This is a genomic window from Microbacterium testaceum (genome assembly GCF_001476655.1).
In the GTDB taxonomy this organism is placed as follows: Bacteria; Actinomycetota; Actinomycetes; order Actinomycetales; family Microbacteriaceae; genus Microbacterium; species Microbacterium testaceum_C.
Genome location: NZ_LDRT01000002.1, coordinates 1 through 10,331, shown reverse-complemented (window position 1 = coordinate 10,331; position 10,331 = coordinate 1). Strand labels below are relative to the sequence as shown.

At 69.3% G+C, this 10,331-nt stretch carries 9 protein-coding genes and 1 pseudogene; 6 read left to right on the top strand and 4 right to left on the bottom strand.

Features of this window, described 5'->3' with window-relative positions; all coding sequences use genetic code 11:
- Nucleotides 1–80 precede the first annotated feature (80 nt).
- The 5 genes and pseudogenes from NS220_RS00345 to NS220_RS00325 all read left to right on the top strand — a co-directional run bounded on the left by NS220_RS00345 (nt 81) and on the right by NS220_RS00325 (nt 4,282).
- Nucleotides 81–884, top strand: a complete 804-nt coding sequence (locus NS220_RS00345; RefSeq protein ID WP_058622133.1) for a helix-turn-helix domain-containing protein — start codon at nt 81–83, stop codon at nt 882–884.
- A gap of 65 nt (nt 885–949) precedes the next feature.
- Nucleotides 950–1,333 carry a VOC family protein gene (locus NS220_RS00340; protein ID WP_058622132.1) on the top strand — a complete coding sequence of 128 codons (384 nt, stop codon included), beginning with the start codon at nt 950–952 and terminating at the stop codon, nt 1,331–1,333.
- Entirely contained in the window at nt 1,330–1,704 is a 375-nt protein-coding gene (locus NS220_RS00335; RefSeq protein ID WP_058622131.1) for a DUF1801 domain-containing protein, read from the top strand. The genes NS220_RS00340 and NS220_RS00335 overlap by 4 nt, the downstream gene beginning before the upstream one ends.
- Nucleotides 1,701–2,662, top strand: a pseudogene (locus tag NS220_RS20805) (helix-turn-helix domain-containing protein). Before NS220_RS00335 ends, NS220_RS20805 begins: the two are co-directional and overlap by 4 nt.
- A gap of 87 nt (nt 2,663–2,749) precedes the next feature.
- Nucleotides 2,750–4,282, top strand: a complete 1,533-nt coding sequence (locus NS220_RS00325) for an HNH endonuclease signature motif containing protein (RefSeq protein WP_058622130.1) — start codon at nt 2,750–2,752, stop codon at nt 4,280–4,282.
- Between the two features lie 344 nt (nt 4,283–4,626).
- On the opposite strand, the gene NS220_RS00320 is transcribed toward NS220_RS00325, so the two are convergent.
- Together NS220_RS00320 and NS220_RS00315 are read right to left on the bottom strand one after the other, a co-directional pair.
- A complete protein-coding gene (locus NS220_RS00320; RefSeq protein WP_058622129.1) occupies nt 4,627–5,022 on the bottom strand; it encodes a VOC family protein in 396 nt (131 codons plus the stop codon).
- Nucleotides 5,023–5,025: 3 nt separating this feature from the next.
- Entirely contained in the window at nt 5,026–6,609 is a 1,584-nt protein-coding gene (locus NS220_RS00315) for a Rieske 2Fe-2S domain-containing protein (protein ID WP_058622128.1), read from the bottom strand.
- A 93-nt stretch (nt 6,610–6,702) separates the two neighbouring features.
- Between NS220_RS00315 and NS220_RS00310 the strand changes: the two genes are divergently transcribed.
- Nucleotides 6,703–7,698: a DUF2207 family protein gene (locus NS220_RS00310; protein ID WP_058622127.1), complete on the top strand. Its 996-nt coding sequence runs from the start codon at nt 6,703–6,705 to the stop codon at nt 7,696–7,698.
- A 54-nt stretch (nt 7,699–7,752) separates the two neighbouring features.
- On the opposite strand, the gene NS220_RS00305 is transcribed toward NS220_RS00310, so the two are convergent.
- Both NS220_RS00305 and NS220_RS00300 read right to left on the bottom strand, forming a co-directional pair.
- On the bottom strand, nt 7,753–8,295 hold the full coding sequence (locus NS220_RS00305) for a hypothetical protein (protein WP_153004092.1): 543 nt from the start codon (nt 8,293–8,295) through the stop codon (nt 7,753–7,755).
- Nucleotides 8,296–8,368: 73 nt separating this feature from the next.
- The coding region (locus tag NS220_RS00300; protein WP_058622125.1) for a DEAD/DEAH box helicase at nt 8,369–10,331 on the bottom strand (1,963 nt) is incomplete at its 5' end.

Here is a 10,331-nt window from a genome sequence, read left to right as displayed (position 1 = left end):
TGGTTCTTCGTCGAGTCTAGCTGTTGCTGGCCAGGAGGTTGTTGACGGGCGCGCGGCTCGTCGAGCGGGATGATGGTTGGGTGACTCCGGTTGTCTATCGGGAGGAGAGGCTCCATCCCGACTTGTCCGAGTGGGTGACGTGCGCATGGACATATGAGCGGGCGTACGGCGATGAGGATGTCGAGACGGTGATGCCTGACGGCACGGTGGAGCTCGTCGTCCAGCTTGCCGCCCCCTACAGGGACGCGGGCGTTGCGCTACCGACATGTGTCGCGATCGGGACACTCGATCGTCCGCTCGTTCTGACAGCCGAGGGCGTCCTGCACGTCTGGTGCGTCAGGTTCCCATGGTGGGGCCTGGCCCCGTTCGGGGACGTCAGTGCCTTCGCCGGACGACAATGGGCAGCGGCAGACGACGTCTTCGACGCGGGTCTTGTCGCCGGCGTCCGCGATGCGGCCTCGTCCGCACACCCGGTGGACGGGCTGAACCGGGTGCTCCTGTCGCACCTCCTGGCGTGGACGATCGCTCGCGCCCCCCTTTGGGAAGCAGGGCGGGCGATCACGGACCACGCCGCGAAGCTGACCGTGCAGGAACTCGCGGCGGCGTGCACCTCCTCGCAGCGCAAGCTTCAGCGCGACTTCCGCCAGGTGTTGGATGCGACGCCGGCGCAGATGATCGCACGCGTCCGGTTCGAACGTGCCCGCCGCCTGCTGTTGAGCGAAGATCTCCCGCTTGCCCGCGTGGCGGCGGAGGCCGGGTACGCGGACCAGCCGCACATGAATCGCGCGTTCACCTTGTTCGCGCGGATGACTCCGCGCGACTACCGCAGGCAGTTCCAGCACACGACCGGTTCGGACGGAAACGTCGCATTGGTCCAAGACTGAGGACCCAGGGCGACGCGAAGCTGGGTCCGCTGCTCATCACCATCCCACGCTTGAGGAGGTTACCCATGCCCTCGATCCCGCTATTCAAAGTCCTCGTGAACGACCTCGATGAGGCGGTCAGCTTCTACACCGGCAAGCTGGGGATGAGCCTGCTCGAAGATGAGCGGCTCGACCACTACCGCTGGGTTCTCGTCGGCTACCCAGAGCAGCCCGGGTTCGGGATTAACCTCGACCTCGCGATCACCGAGGAGGAGAAGGCTCTTGTCGGTGGACAGGCGGCCGGGCTGCCGATGTTCAGCATCGCGACCGACGACTGCCGCGGAAACTATGAAGCGATGCTGGCGCGTGGGATCGAATTCGAAGGACCACCGCAGACACAGCCATGGGGAACTGCGGTCACGCTCCGCGATGTGGCAGGCAACCGCGTCCACATGAGCCAAGACGCATGACCGGCACCGACGTCGACCGATACCTCGCCGAGGCTACGCATCCGTGGCCGGCAGAAGTGCTCACCTCCGCCGTCACCGCCATTCGCGCTGGCGGTCCGTTCCAGGAAGCGATCAAGTGGAGCCACCCCTACTTCTCCCTCAACGGCCACGCCGTGGTCAAGCTCTACGCGGCACAAGGGTGGATCAACATCTTCTTTTATCGCGGCGCAGAACTCGAAGACCCCGACCACCTCCTCGAAGGAGACGGCCCCAGCGGCATGCGACGGATACGCATTCATCGTGACGCGAGCGTACCCCTGCACCAGATCCAGAACCTCGGCCGCGCGGCGGCGGACCTGGCGCGCACACGACGCACGCAAACGCGCCGTTGACGCCCGAAAGGCGCACGCGATTGGTCGCACGCGACCGATCGCTCACGACGCCGCGCAGACGGGTATCTCCCGCGCCACCGCTTCAAAGTGGATGAACCGATACGGAAATCCGGAGAACGGGGGCCGATCGATTGTCCATCCGCTCCGGCGCGGCATCCAACCGCGACGCCGGGGCGGCTCGTCAGGCAGATCGAGCAGATGCGGCGCGAGCACAAGTGGTCCGCATCCCGCATCGCTTCCGAGCTCCGCCACCACGGCGCAGCGGTCGGCCGCTGCACCATCACGCGGTTGCTGGCACAGCTGAGGCTAAACCGGCGAAAGTCCCCGAATCCCGCCGGCGAGAACAACCGTGAGTCGAGAAATCTCATCGCCGACCGCCCCGGCCACATGGTGGACATCGTTATGAAGAAGACCGACCGGCTTCCGGACGGGGGCGGATGGCGCGTGCACGGCAAGAACAGCATCAGGCTAAGGAGGTAGCTCGGGCCAAGACCGTGCGAAGACCGGCTGCGTGTTGCTTCACTCCGCAATCGATGGATGCTCCCGGCTCGCCTGAACCGAGGTGCTGCCCGACGAGAAAGCAGTCACGGCCGCGGCGTTCCTTGACTGAGCACGATTGTGGCTCGAGGCCCGTGACATCATGCAGATCGAACGCATTGTCACAGGCAACGGCTCTGCCAGCGTGCCAACGCCTTCGGCGGAGCCGTCGATGAGAGTCGACACCAGCGAATCACCCCGTAGAGGCCGCGTCACAACGGGGAAATCGAGCGCTATAACCGCATCCTCGCCGGATAGCTCCTCTATTCCCGCACGCGCCGCTTAGAAAAGAGCGCGCCTCCGCACTCAGGATCTGGAACCAGCGCTGGAGTGTCACCGCCCCACGGCGCACATGGCGGACAATGTGCCAGCATGTGTGACACCCTTACGCGTCAATACCGTGTCGACTTCTTCCACCTAGCGGGTAGATGGGTGAACCCCGATCCATCGGGGGTGATGTCGCGCTCGCGCGCTGGTGCCGACGACGCGAAATTCGTACATTTGTTCTATGGATGTGAGCGCACCGAACGACCGCCTGCGGGCGGCGACGGCGCGTGTCGTCGAGCTGCTGGCGGGGCGGGGAGTCGAGGCGCTCGACGACCGGGAGCTCGTGGGGCTGATGAGCGAGATCACGGCGGCGCGGAATGCGCTCGACGTGGTGATGGCCTGCGCGGCGCGTGTGATCGACGAGCGTTCGGCGCGCGAGCAGGGCGGGACCGGGCTGGCGCAGAGGCAGGGGCACCGCAATGCGACCGAGTTGCTGCAATCGCTGACGGGGCTGCCGCGAAGGGACGTGATCCGGTCGGTGAAGACCGGGGGCGATCTTCTCCCCGCGGTCAGGCCCAACGGCGAAGCTGATCAGGCCGTGTCCACCGCCGTGTCCCAGGATGCCGGCGGGGCGTGGCTCGACCGCATGAGCGGGGCGCTTCGCGACGGGGTGCTCAGTCACGCGCAGTTCCAGGCGATCCGCGTCGGGCTCGGTGAGCCGCCGGTCCAGAGGTATCCCGAGCTCGATCCGGATTTCCTCCCCCGGGCCTGGGAGGCCGCCGTCGAGCGGCTGACCGACGAGGCGCCCCACCTGCCGGTCGAGGAACTGCGGGCGTCCGCTCGGATCGCCCGGGATCGCCTCGACCCCGTCGGCGTGACGCTCCGGTTCGAGGAGCGCTTCGCGGCCCGGTCGTTCCGGTCCTGGATCGACGAGCACGGGCAGCGGCACGGACGGTTCGCTTTCGATGACGATGCGGCGGCGTGGGTCGACGCCATGTTGCAGGCGGCGTTACGGCCGCGGCGGGGCCCGCGGTTCGTGGACCCGGATGCCCTGGTCGCCGAGACCTCCGACGAGCGGTCGGGTGAGCAGATCGCGTACGACACGTTGATCGCCGTCATGCGCACCGGGGCCGCGGCTGATCCCGCGCAGGCGTTCGGCGACCGGCAGCCCGGGGTGCGGATCGTGGTGGAGGCGTCAGCGTTGAGGGCTGCCGAGAGCGGAAGCGCCGGCGGTAGCCCGGCCGGCGGGGTTCCGCGCCTAGCCGCCGATGCCGTCGGGGCGACGAGCGTCGAGACCGTCGTTCGCGGGGTCGGGCACCTCGAAGACGGTGGCGGGGCCCTTCCCGGCGGGGTGGTCGAGAGCTACCTGTGCGATGCGGGTGCGGTGCCGGTGACTCTCGGTGACGCGGGTCGACCACTCGACGTCGGCCGACACCAGCGTCTCTTCACCCGGGCCCAGCGGATCGCGATCGCGGTGCGCGATGGAGGGTGCGTCGGGATCGGATGCCGTGCCCCGATCTCACAGTGCGAGATGCACCACATCGACCACTGGGCGGCGGATCGCGGCAGGACGGACGTCGACGACGGTGTTCCTCTCTGCCGGAACCACCACCTGGGACTCCACAATCGGGGCGAGAAGATCGTCCGCGAGAGGGATCCCGTGACCGGGCGGGACTCGTACTGGTTGCATGCGCCGCCCGATCCGCTCTCCGGCGAGGTGAGGCCGCCGGCGCTGCTGCGGTCGAGATCCCCGCGTCGCTTTGGCGCGGCGTGAAGGAGCGTGGGTGGATGCAGATCGCCCCCCCAGGGAATCGTGCCGTGCGCGGCACCCCTGAGCCCCGTGGCATCCCCTGCCTGTGCACCGCTGTGCGACGGCGCGCGCGTGGTCGGGTCACGCAGGAGTGCTTGGTGAGCCCTCGCGGCGCCCGTTGCTCGCGCGCGGCTGCGCGATCGAGCGCGCACGGTCGGGCCGCGGAGGGTTGCTGCGTGAGCCCTCGCGGCATCCGCTGCCCGCGCACGGCTGCGATACCGGCGGGCGAGTGCCAAGGGATGGCTCCCCGAGCTCCGCGGCATCCGCTGCTTGCAACACCGCGGGGCCGCCGGAACGCCCGTGCCGGGTCAGCCCGCGTCCGCGACGATCTCCGCCTTGAAGCCCGCGGAGTTCTCCAGCCACCCGGCATAGTGCGACGGGCCGCCGGCGAACGGGTACCGATCCTGATACAGCGGGCGCCACCCGTGGGCGCTCGCCGCGGCCATCACGGCATCCACCTGCCCGCGAGAGCCGCCGAGGAAGGCGAGATGGTTCACGCCCGGAGCGCGCTGGTCGTGGTCGAGCCGCGACAGGTTCGGCGAGGTCGTCAGCGTCGGGTACGGGCCGTCACCCGCGCTCCACGTCTCGCCGTCGACCCAGAGCGCGGTTCGCTCGAAACCGACCGCGGAGAGCAGCCAGCCCCATTCGGACCGCGCCGCTGTCAGGTCGCCGACCCACACCTCGACGTGATGAAAGCCGGGCACGGGTCAGCCCGCGGCGACCTCAGCGGCGGCGCGCTCGCCGCTCGGGGTGGACCTCACGCGCGACGACCGGATCGGGTGACCCGTCGTCGTCAGGCAGCGCCCCGTCTCCAGGTCCCACTTCCAGTCGTGCAGCGAGCACGTCAGCACGCCGTCCACGATCTTGCCGGTCTTCGTCAGGTCGGCGCGCAGGTGCGGGCAGCGACGCTGCACGGTCCAGCCCTCGATCTCGGCATCCTCGGTCTGATCGCTCTGCTCGGCGTACCAGTTCTCGACGTACTCGATGCGGTCGCGCGAGAGGCACTTCAAGAACGTCGTGAGGAACTCGTTGAACTTGCCCGAGCGACCGACCTCGAACTGCATCGACAGGAAGATCGAGTTCGACCAGTCGATCTCGTGGTCGCGGATGTTCGTCGACACGAGATCGGCGGGGATCGTGTACCAGTAGATGCACTCCTCCCCCGCGTACTCGCGCAGCTTCGCCCTGGGGAAGTCGACGACCATGTCGAGCTCGCCGATGCGGAAGCGCACCATGCCGCCCACGCCGTTGCGGATCGTGCGAGCGCGACGCAGCAGCGGCTCCCACCACTCTTTGAGGGCGGCGAGCATCTCGGCGGGCGGGATGATCTCGGCACGCGTGGCCTCTTCGGCCTGCACTTCGGCCTGGCGGCTGTCGCGCTGCTCGGCGAGGTAGTTCCACTTGTCGCCGAAGACGCGTTCGATCTCGGCGTCCGTGTACAGGGTCTGCGTCACGGTGACATCCGACCCGTGCACCTCGACCTCGGTGCCCGGCAGGAACAGGTAGCCGTTCTGCTCGGGGCGCAGTTCCTTCATGTGCGCGAGGAACTCGCGCTGGTCGGTGAAGATCGAGTCGTTCTCGAGGCCCGTGCCGTTGTAGCGGAAAAGCTCCTCGCGAAGGAACATTGGCGGGCCTGCCATGGGGAAGACGTGCTCGGCGTCGACCTTGTCGATGTAGTACATCGCGCGCTTGTTCTGCGCGTCGCGCTTGAGCTGGGCGAAGTTCTGCTTGGCGTCCTGGGGAAGGTCGTAGACCATCGGCCACCAGATCGCGCCCGAGACCTGGGTGAAGTACGCGTCGGGCTTGCCGAAGTCGAACAGCTTCTCGAGGTCGAGAGGGTGCGAGTCGTTCTGGTTGAGGATCGACGCCGTGCCGTCGTCGAGCGACAGCGACGAGTCGCCGATCGGCCCGTCGGAGGGGGCCCGCAGCGGAGTGACCATGAGCTTCAGGTCGCCGAACTGCAAGGGGACGCCCGCCTCGGTGCGGATGAGGTTCGTGTAGCCGAGAGACAGGAGGTCCTGCTCGAGGTCGTCGGTCGGGTACTCGGGAAGCAGCACCTTGATGTCCTTCGGCACGTACCGCTCGAGCAGTGCAGGGTCGAAGTGATCGCGGTGACGGTGCGAGATGTAGAGGAAGTCCGCCGCGCCGAAGCGTTCCCAGTCGAGGGCACGGTTATCGGGGAACGGGAACCACGAGCCGAAGAAGCTCGGACCGAGGACGGGGTCGCAGATGATGCTGCCGCCCGCCGTCTCGATGAACATGCCCGCGTGGCCGAGGCCGGTGATTCTCATGTCGCTCCTGTGTCGTGGACGGAACCTGACGAGTCTACGCGGGGGTCGCCTGGGCGAGCGGTGGGCGCGGCGAAGGGGTCATACGATGACGGGATGGTCGGTGCCCTCGTGTTATGCGCGGTGGCGACGGTTCTGGCGGTGGCAGCGATCGTGGTGCGCGCGCGTTCGTCGCTTCTCCCCCACTCGACGGTGGTGGAGTACGCGCCGCTGCCCGGGGCGACCGTCGTCGACGATGCGATCCTCGCGGGGCAGGAGCGTCGTGCGGTCGCCGCCGGCCTCATCGACCTCGTGGTACGCGGTCGCATCCACCTCCTGACGGAGGGAGGCGTCTCTCGCAAGAGCATCGCGGTGCAGGTGATCGCTCCCGAGACCTTGACCGACGACGAACGGCGGCTCCTCGATGTCGTGTGTGGCCCGGCGACGCCCAGCGGATACTCGCGTCGTCTTTCTCGGAACCGTCGCCGGATCGCGCGCGGCGTCCGCGGGCTCGTCGCCGCCCGCGGACGCCGTCTGCAGCGGGAGGGCCTGCTGTCCGGATGGCATGCCGGCCGGTCCGTGATCCGATGGGCTAGCGCCCTGCTCGTGGTCGGTATCGGGGTCTTCCTCTCGATGGCGCTCCCGCCCGCCGCGGTCGGTGTCGGGGTCGGTGCGCTCGCCGCGGCGCTCGTCGCGCTCGCCGTGGTTCCCCGGGGGCGCGCTCGCCGCTTCACGCCGGCTGCAATGTCGCGGCGGCAGCATCTCGACGGCATCCGTCAGTACCTGGCGCTCGCGGAGGCGCACCGCCTGCGCGTCCTGCAGTCGCCGCGTGACTCGCGGCAGCCGGCGGGGGACGCGGTGGAACGCTTCGCGGTGAACGAGCGCCTTCTCCCCTATGCGATGATGTTCGGCCTCGCCCGGGAATGGCTCGCCGCCCTGCAGATCGGTTACGACGAGCTCGACGAGACCTCGCCCCGAACGCTGAGCGAGGTCGGCGACGGGTTCCTCCAGATCGTGGACGTCGAGATGACGGTCAAGGGCATCGGGAACATCGTGTTCGCGGCGGACCATGCCCTGGATGCCGCAGGCGCGGTGCTCGACGGGCAGTTCTGACCCCGGAAGGCCTCTGCGATACCGCTCATGTCGCGCAGGCGTCGCCGCCCGGACTCAGCTCACCGGCGGCACCGGGGGCAGCGAGGTGTACGGGTGCGGGGTCAGAGGGTCCGCAGCGTACGAGCTGTCGCCCGCGCGCACGCGTCTCACCGCGACGGGGATGAGGCAAGCGACCGCGAGCTGCGCGTCATCGTCGGTGCAGTACAGGGCCGTCACTCCCCCGGACGTCGTCGCCGTCGCGGTGTGGGAACTGCCGTCCACGTCGATCGACGCGGGGCTCCAGAGCGCGTCATCGAGGGCGTACGCCGCCAGCGCGGCGGCCTCGACGAATCTCGGCGTCCGGGCGAGTGCGGCGAGTGCCCGGACGGCGGCGTGACGCGCATCTTCCTCGGACGACCAGCGCGCAGACGTCACGAGGGCCGTCGCGCCGTCCAAGCGGCTCGCGAGGGTGACATCTGTCGCCGGTCGGTCGATGAGCCCGTTCCAGCCGACGAGCCACCGCTGCGGCTCCCCCGCCGTGCCCGGGAACGTCGGCTCGAAGAGCGGGAACGACGGCGGGTGGTAGCCGGGTTCCCCGCGCGGTGTGTTCTCCGTCATGACGCCCCCTTGACCCGCCATGGGTCACCCTCCCACACGAACGTCGGTTCGTGCACGGTTGCCCGTCCGCGCGTCAGGGCCCCAGCAACCCCCGGATGTCGGCCGCGTCCAACGACGCGGCGAACGCCTCGCCGTCGTCGATGACCGTGTCGAAGAGAGCCGCCTTGCGGCGCTGGAGCGCGAGGACCTTCTCTTCGATCGTGCCCGAGGCGATGAGCCGGTAGACGAACACGCTCTTGTCTTGCCCGATGCGGTGCGCACGGTCGATCGCCTGGGCCTCGGCCGCAGGATTCCACCATGGGTCGAGGACGAAGACGTAGTCCGCTTCGGTCAGGGTCAGTCCGAATCCCCCGGCCTTGAGGCTGATGAGGAAGACGGGCGCCTCCCCCGCGCGGAAGCCCGCGACCACGTCTCCGCGCCGAGCGGTGCTGCCGTCGAGATGGGCGTACGCGAGGCCGGCGGCATCCAGTCTCTCCGCCGCCATGTCGAGGAAAGAGGTGAACTGGCTGAACACCAGTGCACGGTGCCCCTCGGCCGCGACCTCCACCAGGCGCTCCAGCAGCACGTCGAGCTTGGCGGAGCCCAGGTGCGCGTCGCGATCGTCCACGAGCCCCGGTGCCAGCGCCAGCATGCGCAGCAGCGTGAGCGAGCGGAACACGATGAACCGCTGTCGGTCGAGATCGTCGAGCAGCCCGAGGACCTTCTGCCGCTCCCGCTGCAGCACCCGGTCGTACACCGCGCGATGTGCGGGCTCGAGCGGCACCGCGATCTCCTGCTCCTGCTTCGGGGGCAGATCGGAGGCCACCACGTCCTTCGTGCGCCGCAGGAGGAAGGGACGGACCCGGCGGCGCAGTCGTTCGAGGGTTTTCTCGCGGTGCGCGCGCGCGGCCGCGGCCGACAGATCGGTGGGGGCGTCCGACGGCAGCTGCTCGATCGCGCGGGTGTAATCCTCACGGAACTGCCGGATCGAGGGGAACAGCCCGGGCGCCGTCAGAGCGAGCAGCGCCCACAGGTCGTCGAGCCCGTTCTCGATCGGTGTTCCGGTGGCCGCGAACACGGCGTCGGTGCGAAGCGCGGCGATCGCGCGGTGAATACGGGTGGCGGGGTTCTTCACGAACTGCGCCTCGTCGAGCACCACGCCCGACCAGTGCGGCACCGCGAACTCCTCGGCATCCGTCCGGACGACGCCGTAGGACGCGACGACGACGTCGGCCTCGCCCGCGATCTCGAGGATCGATTCGGCGCGGCGCACCGCGGTCGCCTCGACGACGGCGACCCGCAGGCCCGGGGCGAATCGCGCGGCCTCATCGCGCCAGGTCGGCAGCACCGAGGTCGGGGCGACGACGAGCCACGGTCGTGCGTCGCCGCGCGCGCGGCTGTGCGCGATGAGGGCGAGCAGCTGCAGTGTCTTTCCGAGCCCCATGTCGTCGGCGAGGATTCCGCCCAGACGGTGCGCGTGCAGCAGGGCGAGCCAGGACAGCCCCTCGCGCTGGTAGGGACGCAGTTCGGCGCGGAACCCGCTCGGGGTCGGGACCTCGGGTACCTCGCTGACGTCGCGCAATGCCTGCGCGAGCCGACGCCACTCGACCGCCGCCTCGGACTGATCGGCGAGGTCCTCGAACTCCGCCCACAGCGCGAGGTGCGTGCGGGGCAGGCGCGGTCCCGTCTCCCACTCGTCGAGCGTCGCGGCCTCCTCGAGCAGCTCGCGCAGCCGCTGCAGAGCCGGGTGCGCGAGCGAGAACCAGGCGCCGTCCGACAGCTTGATACGCGTCCGGCCCCGCGAGAGGGCGCTGAAGAGCACGCCGAACGGGATCAGGCGGCCCTCGATCGTCACCACGATGCCGAGGTCGAGCCAGTCTCGGTCGAGCGACTCGACGGCCGTGATGCGCAGGGACGGATCGCCGCGCAGCTCGCGGAACGTGGGTTGCGTGCCGCGCGAGCGCACGCGCACCTCGTCGAGCACGTCGACGGCGGGGAGGACCCGCGCGCTGAGGACCGCGGCATCCGCATCCCGCAGGGTCGCCCTCGCGAGGGCG